This window comes from Streptomyces sp. NPDC001068, assembly GCF_042897315.1.
Taxonomy (GTDB): domain Bacteria; phylum Actinomycetota; class Actinomycetes; order Streptomycetales; family Streptomycetaceae; genus Streptomyces.
Map to the genome: position 1 here is coordinate 143,971 of NZ_JBIAYD010000013.1, position 19,607 is coordinate 163,577.

The window sequence follows — 19,607 nt, forward strand, 5'->3', positions numbered from 1 at the left end:
GCCGGGGATCGTACCTTCAGCGCGGCCGGTCGCCGGCCGTAGATTTCCGGTCATGGAGATCCGCCGCACCGGCGGCGCAAGCGAGAGGCCCGAGATGACCGTCACCACCGTGAACCCCGTCCTGCGGGTGGCCCCCGCCGCGCCCGCCGAGGCCGCCGCCCACTTCCGCGCGCGCCTCGCCTTCCACACCGACGTCTCCGACGTGGCCGCCGCCCTGGCCGCGGACGGCGACCCCGGCTTCGTCGTCCTGGACTCCCGATCCACCGGGTCCTGGGACCAGGGCCACGTCCCCGGCGCCGTCCACCTGCCCACCGCGCTGATCGCCGAGCAGGCGGAACGGCTCCTGGACCGGAACGTGCCCGTGGTGACGTACTGCTGGGGTCCCGGCTGCGACGGCGCGACCCGCGCCGCCCTCGCCCTGGCCGAACTCGGCTACCAGGTGAAGGAGATGCTCGGCGGATTCGAGTACTGGGCGCGTGAGGGCTTCGAGTTCGAGACCTGGCAGGGCCGCGCGCGCCGGGCCGCCGACCCGCTGACCGCGCCCGTCGAGGGCGAGTGCGGTTGCTGATCAACCGAGGCGAACAGCGCTTGTCGCGGCACGTGTAGGTTCACCCCATGACTCGTTATGCGGATCCAGGCGCGGTGGAGTGGGTGGAGTCGGGCGGCGGTCCGCTCGTGGCGGTTCCGGAGACGGTCCTGCCGTTCTGGGCCGGCGCCGACAGCGAGGATCTGGCCACCGACTACGACCGGGCCTGCGAGGTGGACGGCTACGTCGGTCTGCTCCCGGTCGGGGACAGCACGGCCCTGGTCCTCGGTGACGAACCGGCCTCGACGTCGTTCCTGCCGGACCACGGCATGTTCGTCCGCTGGTCCGCCGCCGACTCCGAGGACGAGCTCCTGGCCCAGGTCCCCGCCGCGCTCGCGACCGCCGTGTGGGAGAACGGGATCCGCTGGCACGTGCCGGGCCCCGTCGTCCTGTTCGACTCCGCGTGGCCGGGCGGTGAGGCCGAGGGCGGGGACCATCTGCGGGTCCCGCTGGAGGCCGGCACCTACGAGGTGCGCGCCGCCTACACCAGGCCCGGCCCGGAGACCTGGCTGGGCCTGGTGCGGTTGCGCCGGATAGAGGCCTGACCGGCCGCCGGCCCAGAGCCGGCGCGCAGTCGCCCTCGTGCCTGACGAGCCGTCACCTCAGCCCGTCGACGGCGATGTTGAGGTGACGCGGCCCGCGCAGCACCGCGTTCGGACGGTAGGGAGGCGGGTCCTCGACCAGCCGCGGGTTGTCGAGCCGCCGGGCCAGCTGGGAGAGCGCGAGCTGGGCCTCCAGGCGGGCCAGCGGGGCACCGAAGCAGCTGTGGATGCCGCTGCCGAAGCCGAGGTGCTGGATGTCCTGGCGGTCCGGGTCGAAGCGGTCGGGGTCCGTGAACCGCTCCGGGTCCCGGTTCCCGGCGGCCAGCACCAGCCAGATCCGCGAACCCTTCGGAATGGTCACCCCGCGCACCTCGATGTCGGTGATGCAGGTGCGCTGCGGCACCAGCTGCACCGGCGGCTCGTAGCGCAGCAGTTCCTCCACGATCCGCACCGACAGACCCGGGTCGTGGCGCAGCCGCTCCAGGATCTCCGGGTGCCGCAGCAGCGTGAGCATCCCGTTGGTGATCAGGTTGACGGTCGTCTCATGGCCGGCGATGAGCAGCAGCACCGCGGTGCTCAGCACCTCCATCGTCGTCATGGCGCCGTCCGGACCGCTGCTGTGCACCAGGTCGGACAGCATGTCGTCGCGGGGATCCTTGACGCGCTGCTCGACCAGCCCGTTCAGGTACATGCCGAGCTGCAGCCGGGCCTCCTGCGCGGTGCGCTGGGAGTCCGCGGCCGTACGGCTGTCGGGGTCGAGGCCCGCGACGATCGGGTCCACCCAGGCCCGGAACCGGGGTTCGTCCTCGCGCGGCACCCCGAGCACCCGGCAGATCGCGGTGACCGGGAAGGGGTAGGCGACCTGGTCGACGAGGTCGAACTCCCGGGCGTCCCCGAGGCCGTCGACGAGACCGGTGATGATCTCCTCCAGCTGGCCCCGCATGTTGTCGATCCGGCGCGGCCGGTGCGGTGGCCCGAAGGAGCTGTTGGCGATGCGGCGCAGCCGGTCGTGCTCGGGCGGGTCGAGCCGGATGAAGCTCGGCGGCAGGCCCGTCGCCTCCGGACCGGACAGGTCGTCGCGCTCGCCGACGGCCACGTTCGACTCGTCGGAGCTGATCCGCGGATCGTGCAGCAGGGCCTCGATGTCGTGGTAGGAGCTGATGATGTAGGGGCCGTCCTCCTCCTCATGCAGCACCGGGGTCTTGCGCAGTTCCTCGTACACCGGGTACGGGTTGGCGCGGTTGGCGAAGTCGGTGATCTGGCGCAACATCGAGGTCTGCGTCGTCATGGCAGGTCCTTGGAGCGTCGGGGCCGGGGCACGGTCAGTGGCGGGCGGGGTGGAAGACCAGCTGCTGGTCGGTCGGCGAGTAGCCGCTGAGGGTCACCATCGGGCCGTGCGTCGGCAGCGCGGGGTCCGGGAAGTCGGCGTCGACCGGTACCCGGCCCTCGGGGCGGCGGTCCACCGTCGGGAACTCCACCGGGAACGGCGCGCCCTTCTCGATCTGCCGCTGGTAGAACTCCAGCCACCGGGTGTCGTCGAAGCTCACCGCGGCGATCGTCCGGCCCTTGTGGCCGTACACCCCGACGAACCGCCGTTCGGCGAGCGAGCCTTGCGTGATCATGATCTGGTCGCCCATCGGCGGCACCCCGACCGACTTGATGTTCACCCCGAACTGCGACGACCAGAACGCCGGCACCCACAGGTGCGGCCTGCGCTCGGCGCTCGGGCTGATCATGTTGTGCGCGGCGATCTCGGCCTGCGCGACCGCGTTGCCCCAGTGCTCCAGGGAGAGGAACTGGTAGCCGAACAGCGCGTGCGGGGAGCGGGCGACGTCGCCGGCCACGAAGACGTCGTCGGTGACGATGCCCCGGAAGTCGAAGGCTCGGCAGCCCGCGTCGCAGGCGATGCCCTGGGGACCCGCGCCGAGACCGGAGCCGGTGAGCCAGCCGGTGTTGCGGGTCGCGCCCAGCGACACGATCACGACGTCCGCCTCGACGACGCTCTCGTCGGACAGATGGACGGCGCGCACCCGGCCGGCCGGGTCGCCCTCCAGCGCGGTGACCATGACCCCGGTGCGCAGGTCCACCCCGTTCTCGCGGTGCATGTCGGCGGCGACCGCGCCGATCACCCCGCCGAGCGCCCCCACCAGCGGCGCGCCCGCGCGTTCCGCCACCGTGACGTCGATGCCGTGCTCCCGGCAGGCCGAGGCGATCTCCGACCCGGTGAACCCGGCGCCGATCACGAACACCCGGCGCGGGCCCGCCTTCAGGCGCCGCAGCAGCGCGGCCGCGTCGTTGCGGGTGCGCAGGGTGAACACGCCGTCCAGCCGGGCCTCGTCCTCCCTGGGCCAGGGCCGGGCGCTCACTCCGGTCGCGATCAGCAGACGGTCGTACTCGACCTCGTCGCCGTCGGCCAGCTTCACCCGCTTGGCCTCCATGTCGAGACCGGTCGCGGCCACCCCGAGCCGCCACTTCGCGTCGATCTCCCGGCGCCGGGGCAGCTCGGTGTGTTGCGGGGACGCCTTGCCGAGCAGCACCGCCTTGGACAGCGGGGGCCGGTCGTACGGCTCGTAGGGTTCGTCGCCGATCATCGTGAGTTCCCCGGTGAAGCCCTCGGCGCGCAGCGTCTCGGCACCGCGCAGCCCGGCCAGCGAGGCGCCCACGATCACGATCCGGCCCTCGCGCCGCAGCCGGTCGAGGTAGTCACCGGACGTCATCGGAGGTCCCTCCCACGGCCCCGTCCAGGCCGTCGGCGGTGATCGCCTGCACGGGGCAGGCGGCGACCGCGCGGGCCAGCCGTTCGCGCTGCTCCTCGTCGGCGTGCGGGCTGTAGACGAGCGACTCCTCGCCGTGCATGGTGAAGACGTCCGGCGCCAGGAACGCGCACTGCGCGTACCCCTGACACCTGTTGAGATCGACGACAAGGCGCATCATGGCTCCGCCCTTCCGGTGGCCGGGTGTCGTGCGGACCGCCGGTCCGTGGTTTCAGTTCAGTCTGGGACGGCGGAGAGCTCCCCGCACGTCAGCATGGGAGCCCGGGTACGGCGATGCGCGCCGGGGCGCGCCGAACGGGTGAGCGCTCAGGACGCCGGGTCCGCGGTGGCGGCCGAGCGGCGGGAGCGGCGGAAGCTCTCCATGACGATGTACACACTGAGCAGCAGGGACCAGCCCGGGAACACCAGCTCCGACCACGGCACGGAGGCCGAGACGAACAGCAGGACCAGCGCGGAGAGGAAGCCCAGCAGCGTCAGCCAGCGCGGCATGATGCCGAGCCGGTGCCCGATCACCGACGTGGAGCAGACGAACACGGCCGCCATCCGCATCGCGTACTCGATCATCAGGGTGTAGGCGAGGTGCTGGCCGAAGTCCCAGGTGGGCCGGGACGGCGAGCTGCCCGCCGGATGGGAGGTGGCGACCACGGTCGAGGCCACCGCGGCGGCGGCGAACATGGTGGCCGTGAAGACCACGGCGCTGCCGAGGCACACCGTGGCCACGAACCGGTCCTCCGCCTCGCCGACGTGCGAGCGGACGGCGCCGACGAACCACAGGAAGAAGATGCCGGCGAACGGCACCAGCAGGAGGGCCGCGTGGACGGCACTGCGCCGGCTGGGATCAGGCGCCTGGAAGGAGACCGCGTCGGCGCCCTGCGGGATGCCGAGCCGGATGAGCACGATGGCGGCGGCGAGCAGCAGCGCGAACACGATCCCGGCGACGCCGGAGACGCGGGGGGTCTGCAACGGCTCCCGCCGTGAGGACGTGGCGGTCTGCATGCGCGGCTCGCTTCCTGTGTCCGGTGGCCCCCGGCACCAGCAAGCCCGCTTCCTCGCGCCGCCGCCACCGGAACACCCCCGAACGGCAGACCGCTACGGCCCGGGCGCGGCGCGCCGGGCGCCCCCGCGCGCGATGGACGCCCCGCGGTGCCGCCGCCCGGGTGCCGGGCGGCGGCGGGCCGCCGTCAGAGCCGCGACAGTTCGTCCACCAGGTCGTCCAGGCCCAGCGACCCCTGGGACAGGGCCGCCATGTGCCAGGCCTTGAGGTCGAAGGCGTCGCCACGCCGCTCGCGGGCCTGCTCCCGGCCCGTCAGCCAGGCCCGCTCGCCCAGCTTGTAGCCGATGGCCTGTCCCGCCATGGAGAGGTAGCGGGTCAGCTCGCTCTCCACGAAGTCCGCCGGGCGGCTGCTGTGCGCGCCGAAGAACTCCTGCGCCAGGTCCGGCGTCCAGCGCTCCCCGGGGTGGAAGGGGGAGTCGTCGGGGATCGTCAGTTCCAGGTGCATGCCGATGTCGACGATGACCCGCGCGGCGCGCATCATCTGCGCGTCCAGGTAACCGAGCCGGCGCTCCGGGTCGGTCAGGAAGCCCAGCTCGTCCATCAGCCGCTCGGCGTACAGCGCCCACCCCTCGGCGTTGGCGCTGACCATGCCCACACTCGCCTGGTAGCGGGAGAGGTCCCCGGCGACGTGCTTCCACTGGGCCAGCTGGAGGTGGTGGCCGGGCACGCCCTCGTGGTACCAGGTCGACACCAGGTCGTAGACCGGGAACCGGGTCTGGCCCATGGTCGGCAGCCAGGTGCAGCCCGGGCGCGAGAAGTCGTCCGACGGCGGCGTGTAGTACGGCGCCGCCGCGCTGCCGGGCGGCGCGATCCGGGACTCCACGCGGCGGACCCGTTCGGCCAGGTCGAAGTGGGTGCCGTCCAGCTTCTCGATGGCCTCGTCCATCACGGCCTGCAGCCAGCGCTGCACCTCGTCGACGCCCTCGACGTGGGTGCCGTGCTCGTCCAGGTGGGCCAGCGCCACCCACGGCGTCTCCGCACCGGGCAGGATCCTCTCCGCCTCGGTCCGCATCTCGCCGAGCAGCCGGTGGTACTCGGACCAGCCGTACGCGTACGCCTCGTCCAGGTCGAGGTCGGTGCCGTTGAAGTAGCGCACCCAGCGCGCGTACCGCTCCCGGCCCACCACGTCCGGGGCGCCCTCGACGGCGGGCGCGTACACGTCCCGCATCCAGTCGCGCAGCGCCGCCACGCCCGCGGTGGCCGCGCGGGCCGCCTCGTCCAGTTCGGTGCGCAGCGCCTCGGGCCCGGCCGCGGCGAACTGCTCGAACCAGCCCCGCCCGTCGCCCGTGTCGGTCCATTCGCCGAGCTGTCCGACGAAGGTGGCGGTGGCGCGCGGGCCGGCGTGCAGCTTCCGCTCCAGACCGAGTTCCAGGGACTGGCGGTAGCCCTCCAGGGCGGCCGGTACGGCGCGCAGCCGCTCGGCGACGGCCGCCCAGTCCTCCTCGGTGGCGGTGGGCGTCACGGTGAACACCTGGCGCACGGAGTGCGCCGCCGAGTGCAGGTTGCTGACGGAACGCAGGCCCTCGTCCGCCTCGTGCACGGCGAGCGAGGCGGTGAGCCGCTCGCGCAGCAGCCGGGCGCACCGGCGCTCGATGTCACTGTCCGCGCCGGGCTGCCGCTCGGCCTCGTCGAGCCGGGCGAGGGTGTCCCGCTCGAGCCGGGCGAGTGCCTCGGCGCCGGCCGGTGAGGTGTCGGGCAGCCTGCTCGAACTCTCCTTGTCGCCGAGGAACGTACCGGTGATCGGATCGAGGGCGATGAGCTCGTCGACGAAGGCGTCGGCGACCTGACGGGGCAGCGGGCTCTTGGTCTGTGACATGCGGTCCATCCTCGTACGACGGGCCGCCGCACGTCACGGGGTTTGAGCCGAAGGCGTGGGCGGCAGGAGCGGCCCGCACTCCCACTGCTGGAAGATCAACCGGGTCTCCACCCGGGCCACTTCGCGCTGGGACGTGAACTCGTCCAGGACCAGCCGCTGCAGGTCCGTCATGTCGGCCACCGCCACGTGCACGAGGTAGTCGTCGGGCCCGGTCAGGTGGAACACCGTCCGGGACTCCGGCAGCGCCCTGATCCGCTCCACGAACGGCCCCACCAACTCCCGCCGGTGCGGCCGCACCTGCACCGAGAGCAGCGCCTCCAGACCGCGCCCGAGCTTGGCCGGGTCCAGCTCAAGCCGGTGGCCGAGGATCACTCCGGAGCGCCGCAGCCGGGTCACCCGGTCCAGACAGGTCGACGGCGCCACGCCCACCTGGGCGGCGAGATCGCGGTAGGTGGTCCGGGCGTCGTTCTGCAGCAGCCGAAGCAGATGCAGATCGACCGGATCCAGTACGACAGATTCGGCCATGCGGCGAACGTAACACGGTGTTCGCTTCCCGTACCCCGCTCGATGTTCACCCTTCGGGTATGGACGCGACGAGCACCTACGACGAATCGGCGATCGCCGACCACGACTCGGAACCCCTGCGCACCCGCACGGCGCCGCTGCCGGGCGCCCCGCGTGCCCTGGCCACCGAGGCCGTGCACGCCGGCCGCGACGACCTCGCCCGCCAGGGCCTGCACGCCCCGCCGATCGACCTGTCCACCACCTATCCGTCCTACGACAGCCGCGCCGAGGCGGCCCGCGTCGACGCCTTCGCCGGCGACGGCGCGGACCCGGCCGGACCGCCGGTCTACGGGCGGCTCGGCAACCCGACGGTGGGCCGCTTCGAGACCGCACTGGCGCGCCTGGAGGGCACCGGGTCCGCCGTCGCGTTCGCCAGCGGCATGGCCGCCCTGAGCGCCGTCCTGCTCGCCCGGGCGGCGGCCGGCCTGCGCCATGTCGTCGCCGTACGGCCGTTGTACGGGTGCAGCGACCACCTGCTCACCGCCGGTCTGCTCGGCACCGAGGTCACCTGGACCGACCCGGCCGGCATCACCGACGCGCTGCGCCCGGACACCGGACTGGTGCTGGTCGAGTCCCCGGCCAACCCGACCCTCGCCGAACTCGACCTGCGGGCCGTCGCGCACGCCTGCGGCACGGTCCCGCTGCTCGCCGACAACACCTTCGCCACCCCGGTGCTCCAGCGTCCCGCCGAGCACGGCGCCCGGCTGGTGCTGCACAGCGCCACCAAGTACCTCGGCGGCCACGGCGACGTCATGGCCGGGGTGGTGGCCTGTGACGAGGAGTTCGCAGGTCAGCTCAGGAAGATACGTTTCGCTACCGGGGGCGTCCTGCATCCGCTGGCCGGCTACCTGCTGCTGCGTGGCCTGTCCACGCTGCCGGTACGGGTCCGGGCCGCCTCCGCCACCGCCGCGGAACTCGCCCGCCGCCTCACCGCCGACCCGCGCGTGGCCCGCACCCACTACCCGCGCCTGGGCGGCGCGATGATCGCCTTCGAGGTGCACGGCGATCCGCACGAGGTCGTCTCCCGGGTAGGCCTGATCACCCCGGCCGTCAGCCTCGGCAGCGTCGACACCCTCATCCAGCACCCGGCCTCCATCAGCCACCGCGTCGTCGACGAGGGAGACCGCCGCGGGGCCGGCGTGAGCGACAGCCTGCTGCGCCTGTCGGTGGGCCTGGAGGACGTCGAGGACCTCTGGTCCGACCTCGACCGGGCACTGGGAGAGCCCCGATAGGGGCGCGGGGGCGCGGCCGCCCGCGCCCCCGCTGTCACGGGACGGCCCGGAACCCTACGGTGCTTCGCCCTGCCCGGGCTCACCCGCTCCGGAGAGCCGTCCCGTGGCCGTCACCGCGTTCCCGGGCTTCGCCGCCAGCCGGGCCGTGATGACCAGCGTGCCCTCCTCGATCTGATAGTCCAGCGGCAGCTCCAGCCCCCGCATCGCCGCCACCATCCCCGTGTTGGACGCCTGAGTCACCGCGTACACGCTCTCGCAGCCCGCCTCGACGGCCATGCCGACCAGCCGGCCCAGCAGTTCGCGGCCGATGCCGCGCCGCTGCCAGTCGTCCTCGACCAGCAGGGCGACCTCCGTCTCGTCCCCGTCCCAGAGCAGGTGTCCGAGGCCGACGATCCGGCCGGAGGCGGTCTGCACGGCCAGCGTCCGGCCGTAGCGGGGGCTGAGCAGGTGGTTCAGATAGCGGTCGGCGTCCCCGACCGGGCCGTGGTACCGCAGCCCGAGGGTGCGCGCCGAGCAGCGCTCGTGCATGGCCTTCGCGTCCGCCACGTCACCGGTGTCGGCCCGGCGTACGGTGATCTCCCTGCCCTCGGGCAGGGTCAGCACGTCCTGACTGCGCGGGACGCGCGGCCCGAGCCGGGCGTCCAGCTCCACGAGTGCGCGCGCCCGCGCGAACTCGGTCGGGGTGAAGGGCAGATACGGCCGCTCCACGGTGATCACTCCGCCCTCCGGCGCGCGCAGCCGCATCACGGTGTCCTCCAGCACCCCTTCGACGGGAACCGTCTCGGGGCGCCGGGCCCCGCCGACCGGATGGGCGGGGAGCGAGCGGATCGTGCACCTCCCCAACAACTGCCGGAGGGCCAGCGGAAGTTCCGCCGCGTCCAGGGCGGTTCGGGTCGCCAGACCCAGCACCCTGGTCGGGGCGTCCACCAGGTCGTGCGCGTCGGCCCGCTCGATCCAGGTGTCCCTGCCCCCGGCCAGACCGACCGCCCGGGTGATCTCCCCGGCCGTCAGGGGGCCCGGGGCCCGGAGCAGGAACTCGTCGACCGTGCCGTCGGCCAGCGGATGCGTCTGCAGGTTCAGGATGTCGATCGCGCGCCCGGCGAGCGCGGCGCACAGAGCGGCCAGCGAGCCGGGCTCGTCCCGCACGGTCGTGCGCAGCCGCCACAGCGTGGCGTCCGCGCCGCCACCCGCCGGTGCCCCCGCACCGGGCCCGGCCTGCCGCGTCTCGGTGACGGCGGGCCGGGCGCCGGTATCGCTGTCGGTCACCGGGGGTGCGTGACCTGGGCGCCTCGCCCACCACACGTGGAAGCCGGCCGTCGCCGCCAGCACCAGTGCCGAGATCACCAGCAGTGCCGGACCGTCGGGGCCGTGCCCGACCAGGTTCGCCACCGCGTCCGCCACCGCGACGGCCGTGAACAGGGCGGCGAGTTCGACGACGTCCCGTCGCCAGGGGTGCACGGGGCGTCCGTTCCGAGTGCGCCTCACGTCAGACATGTCTCGATTCATGCATCCACTGTGAAGGAACGGTGTTGCGTGATCACGAACGCTCTGTGACCGACTGGTAAAGCGTGCTTATGTTGTTTTTGTGCCGGTTCTTGCGTTACCGGTGTCTCTGAAATGACCGGATCTGGCCCCCTCTCAAGCCGCTGCCGCCATACCCAGCGCGTCACTCAGCCGGCGGGCCTGGACCACCAGGCGCGAGGTGCCGCGCCGCGCCGCCGCCTGCGACAGATGCGGCAGCGCGCCACGCGCCCCCGAGCGCTCCGCGCACTCCGCGGCGACCGAGAGCAGCTCCCCGAGCCCGCGGACCGCGCCAGGGGTGGCCGCGCCCGCCGTCGCGAGGTCCGCGAGCAGCACGGGAAGGGCGTGCCGGAGCATCTCCCATATCGTCGCGTTGGCTCCGGTGGCCGCCGCCGTCCGCGCCGACTCCGCCAGCCGCAGCGGCTTCACCGCACCGCGCCGCACCAGCCGGCCGAGGTCGGCGCCCAGCCGCTCCGCGTCGAGCTGCCCACGCGCGGCGAGCACCAGCAGCGCGTCCACCGCGGCGAGCCGGTCCTCCGCATGCCGGGCCCCCAGCCCGTAGGCGACGCACAGGTGGGTGCTCTCGCCCGCGGTGCCGCCGGACTCGGCGAGCAGCGGAAGAGCCGCGGCCACGCCCCGCAGGTCGTCCATGGCGGCCTCGGCGAAGTCCTGCACGAGCCGTACGGCGACCAGTTCCCGCAGCTCCGGGAGTGTGGCCGGCCAGTGCCGGTGGCTCTCCTGGACCCAGTGGTAGCAGTACCGGACGGCGTCGGACACCGTGAACGGCCGCCCCAGCCGGCGGAACGCCTCCGGGAGGTCCGTCCCGAGTTCCGGGACCTCGGCGGACTCGACCAGGACGCGCGGACCCGAGGTCCGGGGGTGGACACCGGGCAGGGCGGGCGCCCCGGCGGACAGCAGGCGGGCCAGCCGGTCGCCCTCCGGCGTGCCGAGTCCGGCCGCGCGCCGGGCGGCGGCCAGCGCCGCCGCCCGGTCGCCACGCCGGACCCGCAGCAGCGCCTGCGCGAAGTCGACCTCGCCCACCCGGGCGCCGAGGCGACGGTAGCCGTCGAGCCGGTCGACGAGTTCGTCCGGCTCCAGGAGCCCGGTGTTCCAGGACGGCGTGGCCAGCAGCAGCGGCTGCGGATCCGTCCGGATCCGGTGGGCCAGTTCACGGAAGCGGACGTCCAGGACCCGGGAGAACGCGTGGCGCGCGCAGTCGTGGTCGGCCGGGCCCCTGTGCAGGCCGGCGAGCAGGGTGGCCGGGCTCACCAGCCCGTACAGCGCCGCCAGGACCAGTTCCAGGCCGCCCGCGGCGTCGAGGAGTCCACGCCGGCCTGGACCGAAGCGGTCCTCGAGGTGCCGTTCGCCGTCCGCGTCCGGTCGCAGCCACCAACGGGTGGCCGCCACCGGTTCCAGCGCGGCCCGCAGCGCGTCCCGGTCCCGGTACGCGTGGCGGGCCAGGCCGTCCAGCGCCCGCTCGAACGCGGCCACGTCCCCCTCGGACGCCAGCAGGACCCCGATCTCCTCGGCGAGTTCCACCGCCGACTCCGGGGCCGGAGCGAGCCGGAACGGCTCGGGCACGGGCGGCAGCGCCTCCTCGTACACCTCGGCGACCGGCGCGGGCGCGAGGCCCAGGGCACCGGCGGCCCGGACCCTGAGTCCCGGGCTCAACCGCTCGGCCGCGTCGGCGATGCCGGACCGGGCCGCCGGATCGTCGAGCCGCTTCGCATGCCGTTCCACCAGCTTGAGCGCCCGCTCCTGCATCTGCGTGTCCTCGTGCCCGAACACCTGGGCCGCGGCCGGCAGCAGCTGTGCCGCAGCGGCCGGCTCGCCGGCGAGCACCTTGCCGAGCAGCACCAACTGGGCGCGCACCAGCTTCTTCTCGGTGCGGAACAGCAGCGCCTCGGAGGCCTCCGCCAGCTGCCGGGCGGTGAGTCCGCCGTCGAGCGCCAGGGCGGAGAGGACCGCCTGGGCATGGGCGGCGACGGGGGAGACGGCGTCCCGGGCCAGGGCCGTCCAGTCCGCGACGCGCTCGCGTTCCTCCTCACGGGTGAGGGCGAGCCGGACCAGCATCGGCAGGAAGACCCGGTGGTCGGACGGGCCGCCGCCGCGCAGCAGACGGGCGACACAGGCGTCGGCCACGGCCCGCCGGTCGAGTTCGCCGGTCCGGGTCAGTTCCGCGATCGCGCTCTGCCAGGAACCGGGGCCGTCACCGAACAGCCAGCGCACCCCACCCAGATCGGCGAGCTCGAACAGGCCGTTCACCAGCACCGCGAGATCCGGATCGGCCCGCAGCCGCTCGACCAACGGCATGTGCGCCCAGTCGCGGCAGACGTCCCGGATCCAGCCCGCCACGTAGGCGTCCGTCACCGGCACCTCGCATCCCGAGCGGCGCACCAGCCCGGCCATCAGCGCGAACGGCACGTCCGCGGAGTCCGGCCGGGCGGCCAGACGGCGGGCCACGTCGGCCTGCCAGCCGGCGTCCCGGTCGGCCAGCGCCCGCAACAGGGTCTCCACCGGCGCCTGCCGCCAGCGCATGTCCGCCCCGGCGATCCAGGTCGCGGCCGCCGCGGCCCCCGAGTGGCACATCGCCCCGGCCACCTGAAGCGGCGGGTACATGCGCTCGCGCCCGTCGCGCCGATCCCAGGGCAACTCCCGCACCTCCTTGCGCAGCCTCCTCAACTCCGGCAGCAGAGCCCGCCGTTCGGCATCCGACAGCCTCCTCAACAGCAGCGCCGCCTCACCCGTCCGCCCCGTCCGCACCGCTTCCAGCACCGCACTCATCGCGTACCCCCGTCGATCTCCGCCATCTCCTGCCGCACGCCTCCACCGCGCCGCACCATCCGCACCGCCAGCGCGTGCTTGCACGGCCCCCGCCCGCCCCGGTACTTCGCCCACCACACACAACTGCAGCTCAGCACCCCCGCCGCGTCCCGCACCCGGTGCACATGACCGTCGTCGGCCGTCACCGTGCCCACCGCGCCGTCCACGGTCACCGCGGCCGCGGCCACCAGCGCCCGCGCCGAACGCAGCCGGGGGTTGTGCCGCTCGACCCGGCCCGCGTCGTACGGCAGCTCGCGGTGGAAGTAGGCGGCCTCCGCGGTGTCGTAGCCCACCCGCCCCGAGGTGCCGAGGCGGATCAGCGCCGCGCGGACCCGCTCCGGGGTGAGCCCGGCCGAGGCGGCCAGGTCGGCGACGTCGACCCGGGGTTCCCAGGCCAGCAGCACCCCGATCAGCTCCGCGTCCTCGGCGGCCGCGTCGGTGGCGAGCGCCTCCAGCACACCGCCCTCGCCGGAGAAGCCGCGGCCCGCGTCCGGCGACAGGGTCAGCGTCAGCCGCATGCCCGGCAGCACCACCTCCCAGGCCGCGGCCGTACCGGAGACCGGGAGGGCGCCCTGCGGGCCGTAGACCCGCAGCGCCGTGGCATGGCGCAGCACCCGCTGGAGCGCGGCCAGCCGCTCCGGCCCCGGCAGGCACACCGCGCCCGGCACCGGACGGGTCGTCGGCCGCAGCCCGCGGCCGGCCGGCACCACCCAGCGGGGGCCGGCCGCGCCCCCGCGGCCCGTGCGGCCGCGGGGAAGCGAGCGCAGGAACCGGACCGCCTCGTCGGCGGGCAGCTCGGCCCGCAGGTCGAAACCGGCCGCTATGACCTGTGCCTCCGCGAAGCCGCGCAGCCAGCGGTCCGGCAGCGGCACCTTCTTCTCCACCACGGGACCGTCGAGCGTGGTCACCGCCAGCTCCTCCGGACCCACGCGCAGATGCAGCGGATCGTCGGTGCCGAGCCGCGAAAGGGCCTCCCGCAACGGGTTGTTGACGTCGACGTTGGTCGTACCGTGGCCCACCTCGCCGCCGTCCAGTCCGGCCCCGAGCACGTCCAGCCGGGCGTACACCCCGCCGCAGCCGGAGAAGGACTCGAAGCGCAGCCGGTCGCCGTTGCCCGTCACCACCGGGTCGAGCGAAGCACGCAGCTGCGGCTGGAAGTAACGGGCGCCCGCCACGTCCGCCACCGCGAGCAGACCGGCCGCGGCCACCTGAGGCTCGGTCAGGAAGCCAGCGAAGAACCGGGGATGGTCCTCGACCCCGGTGGGTGTCGCACCCCGGGAGGTCTCCAGTCCCAGATGGCGTCCGTCGGCGGCGGAGCGCAGCACGGAGGGTTGGCGATAGGCCACGGCCTGTGAAGATCGCGTCATGGAAAAACCGTAGAGGCGACCACTGACAACCCGCTCCGACCTGCGAAAACACTCTCCGGCGGGGAAGTTCGAGGGTATCGGGGAACCCCGCGCCGGCGAGTGCGGCAGGGCCGTGCGCCGGAGGATGACGCCGGTGCACGGCCCCGTCAGGAGCCTACGGGAGTCACTGGCCGACCCGGCCCGGCTGCAGCACCTGGGTGAACAGCACGGTCCCGTCGTACTCCCGCAGACGAACCGTCAGTTCACCGCTGTGGCCGTCGATGTCGACCTCGCCGAAGAACTGGTAACCCTCGGCGGGTGACACGTTCGAGGCGGTCGGCGCCTTGACGAACACCCGGTCGGGGCCGAACGTGCCGTCCAGCGCGCTGGCCGGGAAGGCCCCCGCGTTGAGCGGCCCCGAGACGAACTCCCAGAACGGCGCGAAGTCCTTGAACGCGGCCCGCGAGGGGTCGTAGTGCTGGGCCGAGGTGTGGTGGACGTCGGCGGTCAGCCACACCGTGCCGGTGATCCCGCGGTGCTTGACGTACCTGAGCAGTTCGGCGATCTGCAGCTCCCGGCCGAGCGGCGCGCCCGGGTCGCCCTGGGCGACGGCCTCGAAGTTCGCCAGACCCTCGACCGGGTCGGGCACCACCAGCCCGAGCGGCATGTCCGCGGCGATGATCTTCCACACCGCCCGCGACCGGGACAGCTCGCGCTTGAGCCACGCCAGCTGCTCCGCGCCGAGGATGCCCTGCCGGTCGGCGGTCTGGTCGTCGGCCGAGTTGGCGTTGCGGTCGGTCCGCATGTCCAGCACGAAGACGTCGAGGAGCGGACCGTGGTGGTGGACGCGGTAGATCCGGCCGTCCGGGCGGCCGCTGATCGTGGAGATCGGGAAGTACTCGGAGAACGCCCGACGGGAGCGCACCGCCAGGTCGTCGAGGCGGGTGCCCGCCGGGTAGGGGGTGCCCGTGCCGACGACCTCGCCCGGGTACCAGTTGTTGCGGACCTCGTGGTCGTCCCACTGGATGACGTTCGGCACCTGGGCGTTGAACCGGCGCAGCGCCTCGTCCAGCAGGTTGTAGCGGAAGTTGCCGCGGAAGTCGTCCAGGGTGAGCGCGACGTGCGACTTCGCCTCGGTGGTGACGTTGCGGTACAGGCTGCCGTCCGGCAGCGCCTGGGTCGCGGAGATCACGCCGTCGGCGTAGATGTTGTCACCGCTGCACAGGAAGAAGTCTGGGTCCAGCTTCGCCATCGCGTCGAAGATGCGGTAGCCGCCGATGGACTCGTTGATGCCCCAGCCCTGCCCGGCGAGGTCGCCGGACCAGAGGAACCGCACGCCCTCGCGCCGGCGGGTGGAGGCGGTGCGGAAGGTACCGGTGACCGGCTCGCCGGTGCGGCGCGGGTCGTCGGGGTCGGCGAGCAGCACGCGGTAGTGGATCTGCTCGCCGGACGGCAGCCCGTGCAGCCGCGTGGTGCCGGTGAAGTCGCTGTCCGCGCCGAGCAGCGGGCCGCGCCACCTGCGCGGGTCGCGGAACGACTCGGTGGCCGAGGTCTCCACGATCATCCGGGCCGGACGGTCCGAACGGACCCACACCAGGCCGGAGTCGGCGCTCACGTCGCCCGCCTGCACACCCCAGTCCGCCCGGGGCCGTCCGGAGAGCGCGAACGCCGGGGCCGTACCGAGGGCCGCGGGCAGGGTCAGGGCCGCCGAGGCGGCGAGGGAGCCGCGCAGCAGGCTGCGGCGGCCGGGGAGCGAAAGGGACATGAAGCGCCTCCAGAACGGGGGTCCGGCCAGTTGCTCACAGCCACATCTACGGGTGCGCCGCAGCGCCCGCGGAAACCGGAAGTGAACAACTGCCGGGCCCCGTAAGGTCATCCGCCCCGCTCGTCGAGCGCCTGTGCCATCACCCGGACCCCCTCCCGGATCCGGGCCGGCGGCAGATGCGCGTACCCCAGCACCAGCCGTACGACGGGGTCGTCGGACCGCGTGTGCGTGCACTCGCCCAGCGGCCGCACCGCCACCCCGGCCGCCGTCATGCGTGCGACGAACCGGCTCTCCGGCCCGCAGGACCGCGGCAGTTCGGCGATCGCGTGCAGTCCCGCCGCGATTCCCGACACGCGCGCGTGCGGAAGGTGTTCGGCCAGCGAGGCCACCAGCACGTCCCGGCGTTCCCGGTAGGCGCGCTGGCAGCGGCGCAGCTGACGGTCGTAGTCCCCGCGCTCCAGGAACCGGGCGAACACCGCCTGGTCGAGGGAGGGATGCCCGAGGTCCATGGTCCGCTTGCGCTCGACGACCTCGTGCGCCAGACGCTCCGGCACCAGGAGCCAGCCCAGCCGCAGCCCGGGGGCGAGGGACTTGCTGACCGAGCCCAGATAGGCCACGCGTTCCGGGTCGAGACCCTGGAGCGCGCCGACCGGGGCGCGATCGTAGCGGAAGTCGCCGTCGTAGTCGTCCTCCAGCAGCAGGCCGTCGACCGCGCGGGCCCAGTCCAGCAGCTCGGCCCGGCGCCTCGCCGAGCAGGCGATCCCGGTCGGGTACTGGTGGGCCGGCGTCGTCGTCACGGCCCGTACCCCCGAGGCGCGGAGCGGCCCGGGGGCCAGGCCCTCGGCGTCCAGCGGCAGCGGCACCGCGCGCAGCCCGGCCGCCGCGTACAGGCCCGTGTGCTGCGGACTTCCGGGGTCCTCCACCCCGATCTCCCGCACCCCGCGCGCGTACAGCACGCAACCGAGCAGGGTCGTCGCCTGTGCCACCCCGGAGACGACCACGATCCGCTCCGGGTCGGCGACCACACCCCGGCGCCGGACCAGCAGTTCGGCGAGGGCCGAGCGCAGCCGGGGCAGCCCGCGCGGGTCCGGGTAGCCGAGGTCGCGGTGCGGGAGTTCCGCGAGCACCGCGCGCTGTGCGGCGGCCCAGGCGGCACGCGGGAACAGCGCCAGGTCCGGCGACCCCGGCAGGAAGTCGGCCCGCGCTCCCGGCGGGCGCGGCGCCAGATCACGCGCGCGGGCCGACGCCGCCCGTACGGCACCGCCCACCCAGGTGCCCGCGCCCCGGTCGCTGCGCAGATAGCCCTCCGCCGTCAGCTGTTCGTACGCCTCGGTGACCAGCCCGCGCGACACGCCGAGGTCCTCGGCCAGTTCCCGGCTCGAAGGGAGCCGGGTGCCGGGCGGCAGCCGCTGCGCGCGGATCGCCTCGCGCAGCGCCCCCTGGAGGAATCGGCCACGCGCGCGTGCCGGTGCCGACGCGGTCGGCAGCAGCAGCTCCCAGGCGGCGGAACCCGGCAGGCCGCCCGGATTGGTCCCCGATGACGTCATGGAAGTGGACCTTAAACCGGGCCGCCAGGGTTCCTAGCGTCGTGTCCATGAACGCGACAACCACGCGCGGCTCCCTTCTGACGGCGTTCGCCTATGTGCTGGTCGGAGCCTCGTTCACCGCCAACAGTGTGCTGGGCCACTATCCCTACGCGGGCGGCCAGTTCCTGCGGTACGGGCTGGCCTGCCTGCTCCTCGTGCCGTTCGTCGGCCCGCGCGCGGCCGCGCGGCTGCGCGCGCTGGGGGCACGCGCCTGGCTGCGGCTGGCCCTGCTCGCCGCCGTCGGCATGGTCGGTTTCAACCTGGTGGTCCTCGCCGCCGAGCGCACCGCGGAACCGGCGGTGCCGGGCGTCTTCGTGGGGTGTGCCCCGGTGGTGGTCGCGGTGCTGGTCCCGCTCCTGGACCGGCGTGGGCCGCGACGCCGCGTGCTCCAAGGGGCCCTGCTGGTCGCCGCCGGCGCCTTCGCCGTCCAGGGCTGGGGCCGCACGGACGTCCGCGGGATCGTCTTCTCGGTGTGCGCGCTGGCCGGCGAGGTCGGGTTCGCCGTCCTCGCCGGGCCGGTGCTGCGCGCGCTCGGGCCGCGGCTGCTGACCGCCGCCGTGTGCCTCCTGGCGGCGGCCGAGGCGGCGGCGGCCGGGGTGGTGCTCGACGGCGGGGCGTGGCTGCGCCGGCCCGACGCCCCGGAGACGGCCGCGCTGCTGTGGCAGGCGGCCGTCGTCACCGTCGTCGGCTTCGTGTGCTGGTACACGGGCGTGCAGCGGATCGGCACCGAGCGGGCGACGCTCCTCACCGGACTCGTCCCGCTCGCCGCGGTCGCCACCGCCCCGCTCGTCGGCACGGGCTCCTACGGCGTCGCCCAGGCCGCCGGAGGCGCCTTGGTGGGCGCGGGAGTCGCCCTGGGCTCCGGAGCCCTGTCCCGCCTCGGCCGCCGGCCGGCGCGGGCCGCCGGCGCGGGCGCCGTCCGCCGCCCGGGGCAGGACTCAGCTGCTGCCGTCCAGGATGACCCTCGCGACCAGGGCCGGGTCGTCGCTCATCGGACAGTGGCCGCAGCCGGGGAGCCGGACCAGGCGGGCCTTGGGGATGATCTGCTTGGCCCGCACCCCCTGACGGCGCACCAGCAGCATGTCCCGGGTGCCCCAGCCGACGGTGACCGGCAGACCGGGCACGTCGTCGGTGAACTGGACGGCGGTGCCCGCGCGCAGGGTCTCGGCGAACCCGGTGGCCCGCGCGAGCGCGAGCGTCTCGGCGACCACGGCCTCGGGTGAACGGCGGCCGGGCCGGGCGTAGATGGTGCTGGTCAGGGCCGTCCGCCCGGCGGCCGTCCGGGACAGCCGCTCGACCAGGTGGAGCGGCAGCCGCTCCGCGATGCGCCGCATGGCGATGAGCACACCGAAGGCGTAGCGGCGTTCGGCCTGTGTCCAGAATCCGGCGGGGGACAGGGCGGTGACGGACCGTACGAGCTTCTCGCGGCCCAGTTCGAGCGCCAGCAGCCCGCCGAGCGAGTTGCCGGCCACGTGCGGCCGGTCCAGTTCCAGTGCCTCGAACAGGGCGGCGAGCACGGTGTTGGTCGTGGGCAGGTCGTAGGAAAGCCCCGAAGGGAGGCCGGGGGAGGCGCCGAACCCGGGCAGGTCCACGGCGATCACGTCCCGCTCGGTCGCGAGGATGTCCACCACCGGGTCCCAGGCCTGCCGGTGATGCCCTATCCCGTGGATCAGGACCAGCGGCTCGCCTCGGCCCACGCGCGCGTAGGAGACGGTCACGTCCTGTCGGCCCTGCGCGGCCGGGACGCTGACGGAGACGGTGGCGGACATGGGGGCTCCTCGTCTGTGACATCGACTGACGCCGTAGACAGCTTGTCAGCAATTACTACTGGCGGGTAGTCCCCCGGCGCGGCGTGTCGTGCCCGGGCGATGCCCGGCGCGGTGCCGCGCGCGGGACGCGGACGCGTGGCGCGGGCACGGGATGCGTACGCGTGGCGCGGGCGCGGGATGCGTACGCGGTACGCGCACGCGGGGTGGAGCGGCGCCGGGTGCCGGGTGC

The 19,607-nt window shown here is 74.2% G+C and carries 15 protein-coding genes and 1 pseudogene; 4 read left to right on the top strand and 12 right to left on the bottom strand.

What is annotated here, in order from left to right; genetic code table 11:
- Nucleotides 1-52 precede the first annotated feature (52 nt).
- On the top strand, nt 53-568 hold the full coding sequence (locus tag ACFY3I_RS33445) for a rhodanese-like domain-containing protein (RefSeq protein ID WP_390864765.1): 516 nt from the start codon (nt 53-55) through the stop codon (nt 566-568).
- Nucleotides 569-615: 47 nt separating this feature from the next.
- Nucleotides 616-1,131 carry an immunity 21 family protein gene (locus tag ACFY3I_RS33450; RefSeq protein WP_390864766.1) on the top strand — a complete coding sequence of 172 codons (516 nt, stop codon included), beginning with the start codon at nt 616-618 and terminating at the stop codon, nt 1,129-1,131.
- A 52-nt stretch (nt 1,132-1,183) separates the two neighbouring features.
- Here ACFY3I_RS33450 and ACFY3I_RS33455 read toward each other — a convergent pair whose 3' ends face one another.
- From ACFY3I_RS33455 to ACFY3I_RS33480, 6 genes are all read right to left on the bottom strand, one after another.
- Nucleotides 1,184-2,416: a cytochrome P450 gene (locus ACFY3I_RS33455; protein WP_390864767.1), complete on the bottom strand. Its 1,233-nt coding sequence runs from the start codon at nt 2,414-2,416 to the stop codon at nt 1,184-1,186.
- Nucleotides 2,417-2,450: 34 nt separating this feature from the next.
- The gene (locus ACFY3I_RS33460; protein WP_365285191.1) at nt 2,451-3,845 is read right to left on the bottom strand and encodes an FAD/NAD(P)-binding oxidoreductase; all 1,395 of its coding nucleotides are present in this window, start codon (nt 3,843-3,845) and stop codon (nt 2,451-2,453) included.
- A complete protein-coding gene (locus ACFY3I_RS33465) occupies nt 3,832-4,059 on the bottom strand; it encodes a ferredoxin (RefSeq protein ID WP_365285449.1) in 228 nt (75 codons plus the stop codon). The genes ACFY3I_RS33460 and ACFY3I_RS33465 overlap by 14 nt, the downstream gene beginning before the upstream one ends.
- Nucleotides 4,060-4,208: 149 nt before the next feature.
- Nucleotides 4,209-4,898, bottom strand: coding sequence for a hypothetical protein (locus ACFY3I_RS33470; protein ID WP_365285193.1), 690 nt, complete (start codon nt 4,896-4,898; stop codon nt 4,209-4,211).
- Between the two features lie 185 nt (nt 4,899-5,083).
- Nucleotides 5,084-6,772 carry a DUF885 domain-containing protein gene (locus ACFY3I_RS33475; protein ID WP_390864768.1) on the bottom strand — a complete coding sequence of 563 codons (1,689 nt, stop codon included), beginning with the start codon at nt 6,770-6,772 and terminating at the stop codon, nt 5,084-5,086.
- A 33-nt stretch (nt 6,773-6,805) separates the two neighbouring features.
- Complete coding sequence (locus ACFY3I_RS33480; protein WP_365285197.1) at nt 6,806-7,297, bottom strand: Lrp/AsnC family transcriptional regulator; 492 nt, start codon at nt 7,295-7,297, stop codon at nt 6,806-6,808.
- A 59-nt stretch (nt 7,298-7,356) separates the two neighbouring features.
- Between ACFY3I_RS33480 and ACFY3I_RS33485 the strand changes: the two genes are divergently transcribed.
- Nucleotides 7,357-8,568, top strand: coding sequence for a trans-sulfuration enzyme family protein (locus ACFY3I_RS33485; protein ID WP_390864769.1), 1,212 nt, complete (start codon nt 7,357-7,359; stop codon nt 8,566-8,568).
- A 54-nt stretch (nt 8,569-8,622) separates the two neighbouring features.
- On the opposite strand, the gene ACFY3I_RS33490 is transcribed toward ACFY3I_RS33485, so the two are convergent.
- The 5 genes from ACFY3I_RS33490 to ACFY3I_RS33510 all read right to left on the bottom strand — a co-directional run bounded on the left by ACFY3I_RS33490 (nt 8,623) and on the right by ACFY3I_RS33510 (nt 17,570).
- Nucleotides 8,623-10,074: a GNAT family N-acetyltransferase gene (locus tag ACFY3I_RS33490; protein WP_390864770.1), complete on the bottom strand. Its 1,452-nt coding sequence runs from the start codon at nt 10,072-10,074 to the stop codon at nt 8,623-8,625.
- 132 nt (nt 10,075-10,206) lie between these two features.
- Nucleotides 10,207-12,873: a DUF6493 family protein gene (locus tag ACFY3I_RS33495; protein ID WP_390864772.1), complete on the bottom strand. Its 2,667-nt coding sequence runs from the start codon at nt 12,871-12,873 to the stop codon at nt 10,207-10,209.
- Nucleotides 12,870-14,279, bottom strand: a complete 1,410-nt coding sequence (locus tag ACFY3I_RS33500) for an SWIM zinc finger family protein (RefSeq protein ID WP_390864773.1) — start codon at nt 14,277-14,279, stop codon at nt 12,870-12,872. The genes ACFY3I_RS33495 and ACFY3I_RS33500 overlap by 4 nt, the downstream gene beginning before the upstream one ends.
- A gap of 163 nt (nt 14,280-14,442) precedes the next feature.
- A complete protein-coding gene (locus ACFY3I_RS33505) occupies nt 14,443-16,023 on the bottom strand; it encodes an alkaline phosphatase D family protein (RefSeq protein ID WP_390864774.1) in 1,581 nt (526 codons plus the stop codon).
- A 107-nt stretch (nt 16,024-16,130) separates the two neighbouring features.
- On the bottom strand, nt 16,131-17,570 hold the full coding sequence (locus ACFY3I_RS33510) for a PLP-dependent aminotransferase family protein (RefSeq protein ID WP_390864775.1): 1,440 nt from the start codon (nt 17,568-17,570) through the stop codon (nt 16,131-16,133).
- 47 nt (nt 17,571-17,617) lie between these two features.
- Here ACFY3I_RS33510 and ACFY3I_RS33515 point away from each other — a divergent pair.
- Nucleotides 17,618-18,406: pseudogene (locus ACFY3I_RS33515) on the top strand (EamA family transporter); the annotation flags it as partial.
- Nucleotides 18,407-18,547: 141 nt separating this feature from the next.
- Here the strand turns inward: ACFY3I_RS33515 and ACFY3I_RS33520 are convergent.
- Entirely contained in the window at nt 18,548-19,378 is an 831-nt protein-coding gene (locus tag ACFY3I_RS33520; protein ID WP_365285211.1) for an alpha/beta hydrolase, read from the bottom strand.
- Nucleotides 19,379-19,607 lie beyond the last annotated feature (229 nt).